At 28.9% G+C, this 14,982-nt stretch carries 15 protein-coding genes; 3 read left to right on the plus strand and 12 right to left on the minus strand.

Features of this window, described 5'->3' with window-relative positions; genetic code table 11:
- Window positions 1-2: 2 nt before the first annotated feature.
- The 10 genes from ACYPV9_RS09255 to ACYPV9_RS09300 all read right to left on the minus strand — a co-directional run bounded on the left by ACYPV9_RS09255 (window position 3) and on the right by ACYPV9_RS09300 (window position 9,148).
- Complete coding sequence (locus ACYPV9_RS09255) at window positions 3-1,040, minus strand: o-succinylbenzoate synthase (protein ID WP_459743202.1); 1,038 nt, start codon at window positions 1,038-1,040, stop codon at window positions 3-5.
- A gap of 7 nt (window positions 1,041-1,047) precedes the next feature.
- Window positions 1,048-1,563, minus strand: a complete 516-nt coding sequence (locus ACYPV9_RS09260) for an SRPBCC family protein (RefSeq protein WP_299065267.1) — start codon at window positions 1,561-1,563, stop codon at window positions 1,048-1,050.
- A 9-nt stretch (window positions 1,564-1,572) separates the two neighbouring features.
- Window positions 1,573-2,484 carry a 1,4-dihydroxy-2-naphthoate octaprenyltransferase gene (gene menA, locus ACYPV9_RS09265; RefSeq protein WP_459743204.1) on the minus strand — a complete coding sequence of 304 codons (912 nt, stop codon included), beginning with the start codon at window positions 2,482-2,484 and terminating at the stop codon, window positions 1,573-1,575.
- A complete protein-coding gene (locus ACYPV9_RS09270) occupies window positions 2,475-3,983 on the minus strand; it encodes a PH domain-containing protein (protein ID WP_459743206.1) in 1,509 nt (502 codons plus the stop codon). The genes menA and ACYPV9_RS09270 overlap by 10 nt, the downstream gene beginning before the upstream one ends.
- The gene (locus ACYPV9_RS09275) at window positions 3,976-4,485 is read right to left on the minus strand and encodes a PH domain-containing protein (protein ID WP_299065262.1); all 510 of its coding nucleotides are present in this window, start codon (window positions 4,483-4,485) and stop codon (window positions 3,976-3,978) included. Before ACYPV9_RS09275 ends, ACYPV9_RS09270 begins: the two co-directional genes overlap by 8 nt.
- 4 nt (window positions 4,486-4,489) lie before the next feature.
- Window positions 4,490-4,870, minus strand: coding sequence for an SPOR domain-containing protein (locus ACYPV9_RS09280; RefSeq protein ID WP_299065260.1), 381 nt, complete (start codon window positions 4,868-4,870; stop codon window positions 4,490-4,492).
- A gap of 2 nt (window positions 4,871-4,872) precedes the next feature.
- A complete protein-coding gene (locus tag ACYPV9_RS09285) occupies window positions 4,873-5,652 on the minus strand; it encodes a (Fe-S)-binding protein (RefSeq protein WP_459743209.1) in 780 nt (259 codons plus the stop codon).
- Window positions 5,653-5,717: 65 nt separating this feature from the next.
- Window positions 5,718-7,034: a 4Fe-4S dicluster domain-containing protein gene (locus ACYPV9_RS09290; RefSeq protein ID WP_459743211.1), complete on the minus strand. Its 1,317-nt coding sequence runs from the start codon at window positions 7,032-7,034 to the stop codon at window positions 5,718-5,720.
- A gap of 17 nt (window positions 7,035-7,051) precedes the next feature.
- Entirely contained in the window at window positions 7,052-8,008 is a 957-nt protein-coding gene (locus tag ACYPV9_RS09295; protein ID WP_299065254.1) for an MlaD family protein, read from the minus strand.
- A gap of 54 nt (window positions 8,009-8,062) precedes the next feature.
- A complete protein-coding gene (locus ACYPV9_RS09300; protein ID WP_299065252.1) occupies window positions 8,063-9,148 on the minus strand; it encodes an N-acetylmuramoyl-L-alanine amidase family protein in 1,086 nt (361 codons plus the stop codon).
- A 92-nt stretch (window positions 9,149-9,240) separates the two neighbouring features.
- Here ACYPV9_RS09300 and ACYPV9_RS09305 point away from each other — a divergent pair, with 92 nt between their 5' ends.
- Genes ACYPV9_RS09305 through ACYPV9_RS09315 form a run of 3 tightly spaced genes read left to right on the plus strand, consistent with a single transcriptional unit; the run spans window position 9,241 to window position 12,801 of the window.
- Window positions 9,241-11,934, plus strand: a complete 2,694-nt coding sequence (locus ACYPV9_RS09305) for a putative LPS assembly protein LptD (RefSeq protein WP_459743214.1) — start codon at window positions 9,241-9,243, stop codon at window positions 11,932-11,934.
- A gap of 1 nt (window position 11,935) precedes the next feature.
- Window positions 11,936-12,424 carry a hypothetical protein gene (locus ACYPV9_RS09310; RefSeq protein WP_459743216.1) on the plus strand — a complete coding sequence of 163 codons (489 nt, stop codon included), beginning with the start codon at window positions 11,936-11,938 and terminating at the stop codon, window positions 12,422-12,424.
- Window positions 12,421-12,801: a Rid family detoxifying hydrolase gene (locus tag ACYPV9_RS09315; protein WP_299065247.1), complete on the plus strand. Its 381-nt coding sequence runs from the start codon at window positions 12,421-12,423 to the stop codon at window positions 12,799-12,801. The genes ACYPV9_RS09310 and ACYPV9_RS09315 overlap by 4 nt, the downstream gene beginning before the upstream one ends.
- A gap of 73 nt (window positions 12,802-12,874) precedes the next feature.
- On the opposite strand, the gene gap is transcribed toward ACYPV9_RS09315, so the two are convergent.
- On the minus strand, window positions 12,875-13,876 hold the full coding sequence (gap, locus tag ACYPV9_RS09320) for a type I glyceraldehyde-3-phosphate dehydrogenase (protein ID WP_299065245.1): 1,002 nt from the start codon (window positions 13,874-13,876) through the stop codon (window positions 12,875-12,877).
- 27 nt (window positions 13,877-13,903) lie between these two features.
- Window positions 13,904-14,887, minus strand: a complete 984-nt coding sequence (gene pfkA / locus ACYPV9_RS09325; RefSeq protein ID WP_299065244.1) for a 6-phosphofructokinase — start codon at window positions 14,885-14,887, stop codon at window positions 13,904-13,906.
- Window positions 14,888-14,982 lie beyond the last annotated feature (95 nt).

Here is a 14,982-nt window from a genome sequence, read left to right on the forward strand (position 1 = left end):
ATTTATAATTTAAAATTCCAATTTACAGAATTATTATATTTTAAAGCCCCATTATTTACCTCTAACGGACTTTCGAAATTATTTGTAAATAAACTACCAGTACCTAAACCTTGTGGCAAATTATTTTGCAAACTAAATGTGTATTGTGCAATTGCGTTTAAGCCAATATTACTTTCTAAAGCAGATGTAATCCACCAATTTATAGATTTTTTTTCTGCTAATTCAATCCAAGTATCACTTCCTTTAAATCCGCCTATTAAACTTGGTTTTAAAATAATATACTGCGGATTCACCATATCTAAAACATGTTTCTTTTCTTCTGTTGAAAAAACACCAATTAACTCTTCATCTAAAGCGATAGGTAAAGGTGTTTCATCACATAATTTAGCCATTTCTTCTAGTTGGCCTTGTTTTATTGGTTGCTCAATTGAGTGTAAATCTAATTCTGATAGCTGTTTTAGCTTTTCTAAAGCTTCCTTTGGGCTAAAAGCACCATTTGCATCAACTCTTAACTCTATTTCTTCTGAAGAAAATTCTTTTCTAATAGATTTTAAGAGATTTAATTCAGTTTCAAAGTCTATAGCACCAATTTTCATTTTAATACAAGTAAAACCTATTTTAAGTTTCTCTTGAATTTGAGTTTTCATAAACTTTTTATCGCCCATCCAAACCAAACCATTAATGGCTATTGATTTGTTCCCTTTTGTAAATTCTGAAGGAAATAAATTAAAACCATTACTACTTTCTAAGGATAAAAAAGCTTGTTCTAAACCAAATTGAATGGATGGATAAGTTTTTAACTCGATTAAAAGATGTTCTAATCCTAAATGAATATTATTACATACCCAAATTAGTTTTTCTTCATAATCTGCCACATCATCTATACTTAAACCTCTAAACAAACCCGTTTCTCCGAAACCTTTTTTACCGTCTTTATCAAGAATAATAAACCATGTTTCTTTAGTTCTTAAAACTCCACGTGATGTTCCGCTTGGGTTCTTAAAATTAAGAATGTATTTTTTATAGACTGCCTTTATCAACTTAAAACTATTTATTTTCGATGAAATCTTTAAAATTATTTAGATATGTTTGATCTTGTTCTTTAAAAGTACTTTTAAAATAAGGAAACATACATGCCATTATAAAAGAATCACTTTGGCAATTGGCATTTAAAGTAATTGTTGTTTTTCCGTTTTTTTCTGTAAAAAGATAATCATCTTTTTTTAACATATTTTCTGCGTCGTAAAACAACGTTAGTTTTTCGTTAGGAATATATGCAACAATTTTTTCTGTTAAATTAATTTCTTGTTCTTGATTGATAACTACAACATTATAAATACTACCTGTTATACCTGGGTTTTTCTTTACAATTTTTACAGATTGCACTTCAGGAATCCAATTTTTAATACTGTCAATTTTAGAAAAATTATTAAATACTTCTACCAAAGGTTTGTCTATTTCTACTTTAGCACTGTAGGTGGTTTCTTTAACTATTAGACCCGTAGCTAAAAAGGCTAAAACCAATACCGAAATAATTATTAAGATAATTTTTATTGTTTTCATTTGAGAATTTTAAAGGAGTTGACCCACAGAAAATAAAATGGCAAACAAAAAAGTACTTAAAGCAACTTTTTTTAATTCTCCATCTAATTCTGAAGGTATTTTATTTTTAGAAACGGTGTTTATATTTTTTATTAATGGTATAAATGCCATTAAAAATACTACTTGATAAATAGAGGTGAAATCTATAAAAACATACATAAATGTAAAAACTAATGCAGATATAATTAAAAAATAATGATATTTTTTAGCTTTAGATGTTCCTAATTTTACGACCAATGTATTTTTATTATTTACCTCATCTTCTTCTCTATCTCTTAAATTATTTAAATTAAGAACTGCTGTACTAAGAAAACCAACAGAAATAGCAGGTAAAAAAATATTGAAATTTAATTGTTTTGTATATAAAAAGTAGCTACCAACCACACTAAGTAAACCAAAAAATAAAAACACAAACAAATCTCCAAATCCGCTATAACCATAAGCAGATTTACCAACAGTATATTTTATTGCAGCAACAATAGAAGCTATTCCTAATCCAAAAAATAAGATTGAGTACGCGAAATTCTCACTACCAAAAGCAACGTAAATAAGCAACAAAGCGATTAATAGCGTAATTATTGCAGTAACAATCATTGCGATTTTCATTTGTTTAGGAGTAATTGCTCCAGAAGAAACCATTCTTGCCTCTCCTGTTCTGTTTTTATCACTACCTTTTATACCATCTCCATAATCGTTTGCAAAATTAGACAATACTTGAAACCCAATTGTTGTTAAAATAGCCAACCAAAAAATTGGCGATTTTAAGACCGAACCTACAGTATTTATTTCATTAAAGCCTAAAGAACTGCCTATAATAATTCCAGAAATAGATAAAGGAAGTGTTCTTAATCGAGCTGCTTTTATATAACTTTTTACATCCATGATTTACTACTAGATTCTATTTTAAACAATGTATAATTATATATTTTATTAGCATTTTCAAACGAAATACAAGGTATTTTAACTTTACCTGAAGCTGTTTGGAAAACAATGTCTGCAACACCTCTGTTTACTTGAAAAATATTTTGCTTTAAGGTTATGTTTTGAACTTTAAAAAAAGGCAAAAAAGTTTTATGAGTTTCTACAGTACCTCTAGCAAGCATAATTATATTATCATTAAAATAATAATATCTCTTTTTATAATTAAGCTCTATAGAAAACACAAAAATAGGTAGTAATATAATATTTAACCAAAATATATTAACATTTTCGATACCAAAATAGAACCCAAGATTTAATATTATAAAAAATATAAAACTTCTGTTATAAAGTCTAAATCGATAATATGGTTCTGCTTTATTTTTATTAAAATCGTTTAAATTTTCTTTGGGAAAAAGTAAATTTTTGATTGCTGTGATATGTATAGACTCACAACCCACAATTTTTATAGATTTATCTTTTTTCTTATTTACTTTACCACTAACCGCTTGTTTAAAAGTAATGAAAGAAATTCCTAATTTCTTTTTAACAGGATTATGAGAAATAGTTATGTGTTGTACCTTTTCTTTTTTTAAAACTACAGAATTCTTTGTAGTTAAACCTTGATAAATTTCAAAAGCATTATTTTTAAGATACATAGTTAAATTAAAATGTCTTAAAAAAACACGAACAATAGAACTAATTACAGCTACAATAGATAAAAACACTAATAAACTTATAATTAAAATAACACTTGTTTTTAATGCGGATGTATTATTCGATATAAAATTACTTAATTCTTCTTTTTTACCTAAACCTTTAAATAAGTCGTTTACTTGCTGAAAAAAACCGACTAAAAGTGCAAACAATAATAATAAACTTTGCAAATGATTTTCTGTAAGACTAACTTTTAACAGCGATAAAAAACCTATTTTTAATAGAGGTTTCTCTTCTTCTATTTCTATCTGGTCTGCTTTTAAATTTTGCTTTTTATTAATTATCGTAACAATATTCTTTAAATCTTTTGCATCTTTAAAAGTTAAGGCTTTTATAGAAATTTCTGCTTTACTAGACCCTGCAGTTTCAACATTAACTTCGTGTACATTTATAATTTGTTGAATAATATTCTGCTTAAAATTTATGTTCTGAATTCTATCAAAAGGAATAGAAGTATTTGTTTTTTTTATAATTCCTTTTTGTAAAACAAAGTGCTTGTCTTCTACTTTAAATTTAAAGTTTTTGAAAATTAAGTAAGCACGTATCAGTAAAAAGATTAGTAAAACTGCAACTCCTAAATAAATATATAAAAGCGTTTCTTGAGTAATTTTAGAAAATTTTTGAATAAATAAAAATAGTAGAATCCAAAAGGCTTTTAAAAATTTATAAATTAAGTTAAGATAAATTACAATAATTCCTTTTTTAGATTGTCTTCTAAATTGGCTAAAATCGTTTATATTATCCATCTATTTTGTTCGTGATGAATTCTTTAATTTGTAAAGATTGTTCTTTTAAAAGGCCTTTAATTTTTAAATCGTCGCTACTATCACCTGCTGTAAAAACACTTAAAGTTGCTAATCCGAAGAAACGAGAAATTGGGCCTTGATCTATTTCTATATGCTGAATTCTATTAAAAGGTACTGTGGTTAAACTCTTATATAAAAATCCTTTTTTGTAAGAAATATCTTTTTCTCTTACAGCATATTTTCTCTTTTTAAAACCTATAACTTCAAAAATAAATGTAACCACTAAAAGTAATATAAGTGCGGAAAATATCCATATATAATGTTGCCCTAACTCTAACCAATCTTTATAGATTATAAAAGATGCAACAGCAAACAAAACTAAGAACACTAAAATAAGGTTAATTAATATTACCTTAAAATAATTCTTTTCTATTTTTTTAAAATCTATACTTTCTATTTCTGGAAAAGAAAAAACCTCAATATTTTGAAAAGAATCTGTCATTAAATTAATTATGTAAAGCTTCTGAAATCGCTATAGGTTTATCATTTAACAAAGCTTGCACAAAAGCTCCTTGATACTTTTTTCTTAAAGTTCTACAAGATTCTTTTGCTTCTTGATACGTACTAAATGCCCCAAATCTGTATTTAGTTAACGAATTTTCTGAGTATAATGATACTCCTTCTAAGTTTTCTAATGATTGATTTGCATTCTTTAAAGCAGCAATTTGAACTGTAAAAATTAAAGTATTTTCTTTTATCATAGGTTCTATAACTGAAACTATAGAATCTTTTGGTTGAATTACTTCAACTGGTTTTTCTTGTTTCTTTTCTGTTTTAGAACAAAAAAGAAAGAGAAAAGAAAAACATAAAAAAAATACTTTTTTCATCTTTATAAATTATTTGCTTCTGCAATTAATTCTGCAATATCTTTTACAACAACCTCTGCTTCTTTTTCTTTAAATTTTATACCATCTGTCATCATAGTATTACAGTAAGGACAACCTGTTGCTATAATATCTGGTTTTGTTTCTAAAGCATCTTCTGTTCTTAGAATATTAATTTCTTTATCTCCTTTTTCGGCATCTTTAAACATTTGAGCACCACCAGCACCACAACATAAAGCTGTAGATTTGTTACGTTTCATTTCTGTTAAATTAACACCTAATCTTCTAATTAGATCTCTTGGAGATTCATAAACCTCGTTTGCTCTACCTAAATAACAAGGATCATGAAAAGTAACTTTTTTTCCTTGCAAAGTAGTGTCATTAATATTTAAACGACCTTCTGATATAAGGTTTTGTATGAATTGTGTATGGTGAAGTACTTGATATTTACCACCTAAATTAGGATATTCATTTTTTAAGGTATTAAATGAATGCGGATCGCAAGTAACAATTTTCTTTACTTCATATCCGTTTAAAACTTCAATATTCATCATTGCTTGCACCTGAAAAAGAAACTCGTTTCCTGCTCTTTTTGCTGCATCTCCTGTAGAAGATTCTTCAGTTCCTAAAACTGCAAAATCTACATTTGCTTTATGTAAAATTTTTACAAAAGCTCTAGATATTTTTTTAGCTCTATCGTCATAACTTCCTGCTGCTCCAACCCAAAACAACACTTCTGGTTGTTTACCTTGAGCCATCATATCTGCCATTGTTGGTACGTTCATCTTTTAAGATTTTAGTGTTTCATTTTAATTTCTAAACTAGAAAATTAAAATCAAAAAAATTAATTCTATTCTTCGTTAGCCCAATTTAACCTATCTTGTTGATTGTATGGCCAAGGTGCACCGTTGTTTTCTATGTTTGTCATCATAGAATTTAATTCTTGTGGCGCAGCACTTTCTTCCATAACTAAATATCTTCTCATATCCATTATAATAGAAAGCGGATCGATATTAACAGGACATTCTTCTACACAAGCATTACAACTTGTACAAGCCCATAATTCTTCTGGAGTAATATAATCGTTTAATAATTGTTTACCGTCTTCTTTAAAAGCACCACCATTAGCATCGATATTTCTACCAACTTCTTCTAAACGATCTCTTGTATCCATCATAATTTTACGCGGAGACAACTTTTTACCTGTTAAATTCGCAGGACAAGAAGATGTACAACGACCACATTCTGTACATGTGTAAGCATTTAAAAGCTGAACTTTATTAAGATCTAAAACATCTGATGCTCCAAACTTTTCTGGCACCTCTTCCTCTGCTCCTTCTACAGGTGCAGCATAAGGGTCTGCATCCGGGTCCATCATTAACTTTACCTCATTAGTTACAGATTCTAAATTTGTAAATTGTCCTTTCGGATTTAAGTTTGCAAAGAATGTGTTTGGAAAAGCTAATAAAATATGTAAATGTTTTGAATAGTATAAATAATTTAAGAATACTAAGATTCCTAAAATATGAATCCACCAAGCTGCTCTCTCGATAAGGTGTAAAGTTTCTGCTGTGAAACCATCAAATAATGGCGCCACAAATTGACTTATTGGATTTCCAATTCCGGCTTGCTGGAAACTTGTATCTGTGGCGTTCATCACAATAAAAAGTGTCATCAAAACCATTTCGAAATATAAAATCATATTCCCGTCTGCTTTTGGCCAACCTTTCATTTCAGAGCTTAAAAAACGTTTAATATTTGCAACGTTTCTTCTTGTCCAGAAAATAATTACAGCTACAAATACTAAAAATGCTAAAATTTCGAATGTTCCAATAAGAAATCCGTAAAAAGCGTCTCCCAAGAAACCTAAAAAGATTCTATGCGTTCCAAAAAGACCATCAATAATAATTTCTAAAACTTCTATATTTATAATGATAAAACCAACATAAACAACAATGTGTAAAAATCCAGAAAATGGTCTTTTTACCATTTTAGATTGCCCTAAAGCAATCTTTATCATATTTTTCCAACGTTCTGGTTGGTTGTCTGTTCTATCAATTTTTTTACCTAAATTAATATTTCTATATAATTTACGAATATTCATCACAAAAAAGCTGATACCAGCAATTAATGCGATAGCAAATAGGATATTTGGTAAGTACTGCATGTAAATAGGGCTAATTATTAGTTAAAATTAGGTTTTATTTCTTCGTCGTAAGGCTCTGGACTTTTACCAAAGATAGAAAAATGTATATATCTTTTTGGATTAAGTTTAATATCTCTTAGCAATTCTTCTAGTTCTTTAGTAGCGGCTTCTAAATTATCGTACATTCTTTTGTCGTTAATTAGTTTACCGATTGTACCTTCACCAGAATTTATTTTTTTAGACATCGCATTAAAATTACTAACCGCTTCTTCTGCTTTTCTAATAATTTTATTAAAGTCTACAGTATTTAAGCTATCAGAAACTTTACTGAAGTTTTCTGTAATATTTTTTGTGTTTTCGAAAGTAACTTTTAAATTTTCTTGGTTATCTACAACCATGGCATTAACAGCTTGTATTGTACTTCTAATATCTGATATTGTACCAGATAAATTAGATACAGAACTATTTATACCGTTAATTGTTTTATCGTTTAATATCTTGTTAACACCACTAAATAAAGTATCTGCTCTAACAATTACCCTTTCTATTTTTTGTTGCAATGGGTTTAATCTTTCACCGATTGATGTAAAAAGACTCTCTTCCATTTCACCTTCTAAAACATCTCCAGAAACTGCCATTTCCCCTTCATAGTTTGGCACAATTGCCAAATTAGAACCACTTAACGGATTAGGTGAGTAAATTTTTACAATACTTTTTTTAGAAAACTGAAAATCATTATCTACAATAAACGTTACAATTAAATGCCCTCTTTTTTCTTCACTTGTATCAAACTCTATCTTGTCTACTTTACCAACTTTTAAACCATTAATTGTTACGGCGCTAGATCTAGAAAGACCTCCAATTTTAGCGTATTCTACTTTAAAAGTTCTTGAACCAGGATCTAGTATATTTTGTCCTTTTAGGAAATTAAATCCCCAAACAAAGATTACAATAATGATTAATGCAATTATTCCTGTTTTTAATTCTTTAGACATGTCTAGACGTTTTACAACAAAATTAGTGATAATTTTTGTTAGAATCTGTTTATTTTACTGCATTTTTAAAGCCTCTTGAACAGAAATTTTTTGTCCGTTATTAATAGCCACAATAAATGCACTTTTGTAACCTTTTGATTTTGCAAGAGATAACGCCTTCTTAACTAAATTATAAGAAGTAGAGTTGCCATAATAATATTTATAATAACTACCAACTTTAACGCGTTCTATGTTTTTTAAACCTTTAAAATTATAAGATTTAGTTGCAATTTTATTTTTACCAGATGCAACTTGTACTTTAAATTCTACTTCATCAAAATAATTTTTACTAGTTACATCTTCTAAAACTGTGTTTAATTTTTGATTTTTGATATAATTATAAATAGCGTCTGCAATTTCATTTGCCATTTTAGTTTGACCGCTACTAGAATTTAAAAACCTACCTTCTTTTTTATTTGTTAAAAAACCCAATTCTACCAAAACACTTGGCATAATAGTTTCTCTTAAAACCTGAAAGTTATCTTGCTTTACTTTTCTATTATTTCTCTTTAAATTAAAAGTGAAGTTATTCTGAATAAGGCTTGCAATAGCTAAACTTTTATCTAAATTTTCTTCTTGTAACAAAGACAACCCAATTACAGATTCGGCAGAATTAGAATCGAAACCTTCATATTTATTTTGATAATTATCTTCTAGTAAAATTGCAGCATTTTCTCTTTTTGCTATTTCTAAGTTTTTTTTATTTCCTCTTAAACCTAAAACAAAAGTTCCTGCTCCGTATGCATTTGATGTATGCGAATCGCAATGAATTGATACAAACAAATCTGCTTTGGCATGATTTGCAATATCACCTCTTTTCCAAAGATCTATAAAAACATCCGATTTTCGTGTAAAAATAACTTTAACGTCTTTGTACTTCTTTAAGTTAGCACCTACTTTTAAAGCTACCTTTAAAGCAATATTTTTTTCTTTATATCCGTTACCTAAATTACCAGGATCTTTGCCTCCGTGGCCAGCATCTAAAACCACTACATACTCTTTTTGAGCATGTATTGCTACGCTGTTTCCTACAAATATGAAGAGTAGTAGAAAAAGAATTTTACTTTTGATGATATTTTTGTGTTTTTGTTGGGATTGCATCAATAAAATTTAACTAATTTTGAATTCTTAAATTTGGTGTTTCAAATATTACGCCATATTTTTATTCATTTACAAAAATAGTATTAAAAGCATTGCAAACAAACCTATCATATATACTTTTATTTTGCTGCTTCTTTTTTACAAAGTTAGGTTTTTCTCAAGATATTAAACCTACTAAAAAAATAGTAGTTCCTATAAAAAAGAAAGATACTATTCCGAATAAAAAAAGAGATAGTATTTTATCTGTAAAAAAAGACTCTTTAGCTATCAAACAAAAAGATTCTGTGTCTATAGATTCTATAAAACCTAAAGAAACTATAGAAGATCTTATTACCCACGTTGCTAAAGATTACACTATTCAAAATGCCAAAGACAAATCTGTAACGTTATATAACGAAGCCAATATTACATATACAGATATCGATTTAAAAGCAGGTATTATAAAAATAGATTATACTAAAAACACCCTTTTTGCAAAAGGAATTATAGACAGCACAGGTTATACACAAAGGCCAATTTTTAAACAAGGCAACGAAGAATCAGAACAAGATTCTATCATCTATAATTTTAAATCTAAAAAGGCAATAATTTACGGTTTAAAAACCAAACAAGGTGAAATGTTTACGTTTGGTAATAAAACTAAACGTGTAAACGATTCAACAATTTATGTAAGAGATATAAAGTTTACAACTTCAGAGAAATTAGACTATTATATTGGCACAAATAAAGCTAAAATTATTCCTGGTAAGAAGATTATTGTTGGTGGCAGTCAATTATACATTGCAGATATTCCAACACCTATTTATTTACCTTTTGCTTATTTTCCAATTACACAAACCAGCATCTCTGGTTTCTTAATTCCGGCTTTTGATACAGGTAGTAGCGATCGAGGAATCGGATTTCAAAATGGTGGTTATTATTTTGCAATTAATGATTATGTAGATTTAGGTATTACTGGTGATGCATATTCTAATGGTAGTTGGGGGTTTAGAGCAAATTCTAATTATAAAGTTCGTTATCGTTTTAATGGTTCTTTTAATTTTAGTTACGAAAACAATATAAATGGTATTAGAGGTTTTGATGATTTTAGTAAAAGTAATAACTTTAATTTAAGGTGGTCACATAATCAAGACACAAAAGCAAGCCCTAATTCTCGATTTACAGCTTCTGTTAACCTAGGAAGTAGTAAGTTTTTTAGAGAATCTCAAAATCAATTTAACATTGCACAAACACAAACCAACACGTTTAACTCTTCTATAAATTATAGTAAAACTTTTGTAGGCACTCCATTTAACTTAAATGTAACTGCCCAACATCAACAAAATACAAATACAGAAAAAATTACTATGACGTTGCCTGCTTTAACTTTAAACATGAATAGAATTTATCCGTTTGCAGGTAAAAATGGAGTAAAAAAGAACGCGATTCAGAAAATGGGTTTTAACTACATTTTAGATAGTAAATACCTTATCAATACTACAGATGATGATTTTTTAACGGCTAAAATGTTTGAAACGGCTAGAGCCGGTATGCAACATAGAACTGGTACAAATACAAATTTTAAAGCGTTTAAATATTTTACAGTGTCACCAAGTGTAAATTACGAAGAAACTTGGCAATTTGACTATATTGATAAAAAATACGATGCTGTTAATGAAACGGTAGTTACAGATACAATTAGCGGATTTAAAACATTTAGAGAATATAATGCAGGTTTAAGTTTATCTACTAATATTTACGGTACTTTTAATATTAATAAAGGTCGATTAAAAGCAATAAGACATACAATTAGGCCTTCTATTTCTTATTCTTACAGACCAGATTTTGAAGAACAATACATTCGAAAAGTACAAGCCAGTACAGATCCTAATGATTTAGAGGAATTTACAATTTTTGATCAAGGTATTTACGGTTCTCCTTCTTCTGGAATAAGTAATTCAATCGGAATCACATTAAATAACGTTTTAGAAGCTAAAGTTGCACCTAAAGATCCTAATAGTGATGCCGAAGATGAAAAAATATCAATTTTAAATAATTTAAATTTTAGCAGTTCTTATAATATTGCTGCAGACAGTTTGCGTTGGTCTAATGTTAATTTTTCTGCAGGAACAAGACTTTTAAAAGACAAATTATCAATAAATTTTAGTGGTTCTATAGATCCTTATAAAGTTGTTGCTTCTGCCTCTGGATCTCCAATTAGAATTAACGAATTTAACTCAAACTTTTTAGGACGATTATCTAACGCAAGCTTAACAGCCAATTACTCTATTTCTAGCTCTGATTTTAAAAAAGATAAAGAAGGTAAAAAAGAAAACAACAGAGACCCTAACAATACACCAGATATTACAGGCGCAAATATAGATCCGACCAACAGATTCGGACAAGTAAACAATGCAGTAAATAACACAGAAGAAGACAAAAATAAATCTGCAAAACTATACCATGCAGACATACCATGGACATTAAGTTTAGCTTACTCTACAAGTTATGTAAATAACGGAATTGATGGCGGAAACATTGGTATACATAGTATTATTTTTAATGGAAATATAGAATTGTCTCCTAAATGGAAGTTAGGATATTCTTCTGGTTATGATTTTAAAGATGGTGCATTTACTTTTTCTAGATTTAATTTTACAAGAGATTTAGATAGTTGGAATTTTAACTTTAATTGGGTTCCTTTCGGTACAAACTCTTCTTATACATTTTTTATTGGTGTAAAATCTTCTGTACTATCAGACTTAAAATGGGATAAAAACAAACCGCCAGATAGAAGACTTTTTTAAAATGAATGTAATCTCTTTTTTAGGTTTAACATCATTTGGGTTTTATTCAATTTATACAGCAATTAAATCTTTAGATAAAATTGATTTATTTTATAAGGAAGGAACAAGAAAAGAAGCTCTTGTAACAAAAATTAGAGAAGTAGAAACAAAAATTGATAATACTTTTGATGAAGATGGTTTTGTAATTAATCATGAAAAAATAAATTATTTCTACACCGTTAAATTTATTGATAAGAGAGGGAGAGAAATTGAACAAGAATTGGAGTTTTCTACTACAGAAAATCAGAAAAGAAACCCACCTTTTAATATAAGCATTATATATAAATCTAATAAAAATCAAGAAACAGAAATCATTTTAGAAACTAATAAGTCTAGAAGAAATTTTTATTTTTTATTTATTATGGGCTTAATATTTCTTTTTAACGCTGCATATAATTATGATGGAGAAATTGAAATTATATTTAACTTTATAAACAACTTACTACAATGAAAAAAATAATTACAACTAAGAACGCACCTGCTCCTATTGGGCCGTATAATCAAGCAGTTTTAACAGGAAACACATTATACACTTCGGGTCAAATTGCAATTAATCCAGATACAGGAGAATTAGTTTTAGATTCTATTGCAAATGAAACAAAGCAGGTAATGGAAAATATGAAACAGGTTCTATTAGCGGCAGAAATGACTTTTGAAAACGTTATAAAGTCTTCAATATTTATTTCTGACATGCATAACTTTTCTGAAATAAATGCGATTTATGGTACTTATTTTAATGAAGAAACGGCACCTGCTAGAGAGACTGTAGAAGTTGCAAACTTGCCTAAATTTGTTAATGTAGAAATTAGCATGATTGCAGTTAAATAATCCTTTAAAAATATTCATAAAAAAACCTGATAGAAGATTCTATCAGGTTTTTTTTTATAATCTATTGTGCATCTTACAAAGTTGCAGCATATTCAATTAAATCTACAATTTTAGTAGAATATCCTATTTCGTTATCATACCAAGAAACTACTTTTACAAAGTTATCGTTTAAAGCAATACCTGCTTTAGCATCAAAAATAGAAGTTCTTGTGTCTCCAACAAAATCTTGAGAAACAACCAAATCTTCTGTATAACCTAAAACACCTTTCATTGGTCCGCTTTCTGATGCAGCTTTCATTGCAGCACAGATTTCATCATAAGAAGCAGATTTTTCTAATTTCACAGTTAAATCAACTACAGAAACATCCATAGTAGGAATTCTAAATGCCATACCAGTTAATTTACCGTTCATTGCAGGAATTACTTTTCCTACAGCCTTAGCAGCTCCTGTAGAAGAAGGTATTACGTTACCAATTGCGGAACGCCCACCTCTCCAGTCTTTCATAGAAGGACCATCAACAGTTTTTTGTGTTGCAGTTGCAGCATGTACAGTTGTCATTAAACCTTCTACAATACCAAAGTTATCGTTTAAAACTTTTGTAATTGGCGCTAAACAGTTTGTTGTACAAGACGCGTTAGAAAATATTTTTTGATCTGCTTTTAATTCAGTGTTATTAACACCCATTACAAACATAGGAGTATGATCTTTAGAAGGTGCAGATAATACTACTTTTTTTGCACCAGCTTCTAAGTGTTTACCAGCTGTTTCTTCTGTTAAGAAAAAACCTGTAGACTCTATAACATAATCTACATCAACTTCATTCCACTTTAAATTAGCAGGATCTCTTTCAGCAGTAATTCTAATTTCGTTACCGTTAACAACTAACTTACCATCTTTAACTTCTACAGTACCATCAAAAGCACCGTGAACAGAATCGTATTTTAACATGTAAGCTAAATAATCTACATCTAATAAATCATTAATTGCTACTACTTGTACATTATCTCTTTTTACTGTAGATCTGAATGCTAATCTTCCAATTCTTCCAAATCCGTTAATTCCTACTTTTATCATTTTTTTTACTTTAATTACTAGTTAATATTATGTTGTCATTATATCAGAAACTCTTAAAAGTTCTTGATTGATAGAATGACCACCTTTTATTGCTTCTGCAATACTTGTACTAATTACTTCGTTGTCTTTTAAACCTACCATAAGGTTCGTCTTACCGTCTAACAATAATTCTACAGATTTAACACCTAATCTACTTGCTAAAACTCTATCAAAACAAGAAGGAGAACCACCTCTTTGCATGTGACCAAGTACAGAAACCCTTACGTCATATTCTGGTAAATTCTCTTCTACATATTGCGCTAATTCATAAACATTTTTACCCGATTTATCACCTTCTGCAACTACAACAATACTAGAAGATTTACCTGTTCTTCTACTCTTTTTAAGAGACTCTAACATTCTATCTAATCCAAGATCTTCTTCTGGAATTAAGATTTCTTCTGCTCCTGCACCAACACCTGCGTTTAAAGCTATAAAACCAGCATCTCTACCCATTACCTCTACAAAGAATAATCTGTTATGAGAAGACGCGGTATCTCTAATTTTATCAATTGCTTCTACTGCTGTATTTAAAGCGGTATCATATCCTAATGTATGTGATGTACCAAAAATATCGTTATCTATAGTACCAGGAATTCCTATAATTGGAAAGTTATATTCTTCATTAAAAATTACAGCTCCGGTAAAAGAACCATCTCCACCAATTACAACCATGGCTTCAATTTCATTTTCTTGTAAGTGTTCAAAAGCTTTTGCTCTTCCTTCTTTAGTTCTAAATTCTTGCGATCTTGCAGATTTTAAAACGGTACCACCTTTGTTAATGATGTTATTTACGCTTCTTGCTGTAAGCTCTATAAAATCACCTTCAATAAGCCCTTCATACCCTCTATATATACCTACACAACTTACTCTGTAGTATGCACAAGCTCTTACTACAGACCTTATTGCTGCATTCATTCCAGGAGCATCTCCCCCAGAAGTCATGACTGCTATTTTTTTAATTTTCTTCATATTCTATATTGTAAAATTACTGCTTTTTAAGCACTTAAATAAATAAATCTACGAAATCGTTTTAGCCTATTTCCCCTTTATTACAAAGGAATCTT

The organism is Polaribacter sp. OB-PA-B3 (assembly GCF_054589375.1).

What these genes read in the sequence shown, in the direction of transcription:
- menA (WP_459743204.1), bottom strand. Translation starts at nt 2,484, where the DNA reads ATGGATGTAAAAAGTTATATAAAAGCAGCTCGATTAAGAACACTTCCT.
- ACYPV9_RS09295 (WP_299065254.1), bottom strand. Translation starts at nt 8,008, where the DNA reads ATGTCTAAAGAATTAAAAACAGGAATAATTGCATTAATCATTATTGTA.
- ACYPV9_RS09310 (WP_459743216.1), top strand. Translation starts at nt 11,936, where the DNA reads ATGAATGTAATCTCTTTTTTAGGTTTAACATCATTTGGGTTTTATTCA.
- ACYPV9_RS09280 (WP_299065260.1), bottom strand. Translation starts at nt 4,870, where the DNA reads ATGAAAAAAGTATTTTTTTTATGTTTTTCTTTTCTCTTTCTTTTTTGT.
- gap (WP_299065245.1), bottom strand. Translation starts at nt 13,876, where the DNA reads ATGATAAAAGTAGGAATTAACGGATTTGGAAGAATTGGAAGATTAGCA.
- ACYPV9_RS09285 (WP_459743209.1), bottom strand. Translation starts at nt 5,652, where the DNA reads ATGAACGTACCAACAATGGCAGATATGATGGCTCAAGGTAAACAACCA.
- ACYPV9_RS09270 (WP_459743206.1), bottom strand. Translation starts at nt 3,983, where the DNA reads ATGGATAATATAAACGATTTTAGCCAATTTAGAAGACAATCTAAAAAA.
- ACYPV9_RS09290 (WP_459743211.1), bottom strand. Translation starts at nt 7,034, where the DNA reads ATGCAGTACTTACCAAATATCCTATTTGCTATCGCATTAATTGCTGGT.
- pfkA (WP_299065244.1), bottom strand. Translation starts at nt 14,887, where the DNA reads ATGAAGAAAATTAAAAAAATAGCAGTCATGACTTCTGGGGGAGATGCT.
- ACYPV9_RS09315 (WP_299065247.1), top strand. Translation starts at nt 12,421, where the DNA reads ATGAAAAAAATAATTACAACTAAGAACGCACCTGCTCCTATTGGGCCG.
- ACYPV9_RS09260 (WP_299065267.1), bottom strand. Translation starts at nt 1,563, where the DNA reads ATGAAAACAATAAAAATTATCTTAATAATTATTTCGGTATTGGTTTTA.
- ACYPV9_RS09275 (WP_299065262.1), bottom strand. Translation starts at nt 4,485, where the DNA reads ATGACAGATTCTTTTCAAAATATTGAGGTTTTTTCTTTTCCAGAAATA.
- ACYPV9_RS09300 (WP_299065252.1), bottom strand. Translation starts at nt 9,148, where the DNA reads ATGCAATCCCAACAAAAACACAAAAATATCATCAAAAGTAAAATTCTT.